This window comes from Streptomyces tricolor (genome assembly GCF_002155905.1).
Lineage (GTDB): Bacteria > Actinomycetota > Actinomycetes > Streptomycetales > Streptomycetaceae > Streptomyces > Streptomyces tricolor.
In genome coordinates this window covers 1-275 of the sequence record NZ_MUMF01000486.1, presented here as the reverse complement: position 1 = coordinate 275, position 275 = coordinate 1, and the positions used below count along the sequence as shown (strand labels likewise).

The 275-nt window shown below is 76.7% G+C and carries 1 protein-coding gene; it reads left to right on the top strand.

From position 1 onward, the window contains the following. Positions 1-275, top strand: a 275-nt coding sequence (locus CCN44_RS46650; RefSeq protein WP_244203993.1) for a VIT1/CCC1 transporter family protein, incomplete at both ends; no start/stop codon positions are given.

Below are 275 nucleotides of genomic sequence, written 5' to 3'. Positions count from 1 at the left end.
GGAGCTGGGCATCGACCCCGACGAGCTGACCAACCCCTGGAACGCGGCCTGGGCGAGCTTCCTGTCGTTCACCGTGGGCGCGCTGCTGCCCCTGCTGGCCATCGTCCTGCCCCCGCCCGGCTGGCGCCTCGCCGTCACCGTCCTGGCCGCCCTCGTCCTCACCGGCTGGACCAGCGCCCGTCTCGGCGCCGCGGCCCCGCCCCGCGCGGTGGTGCGCAACGTGGCGGGCGGGGCACTGGCGATGGCGGTGACCTACGGGGCGGGGAGTCTGCTGG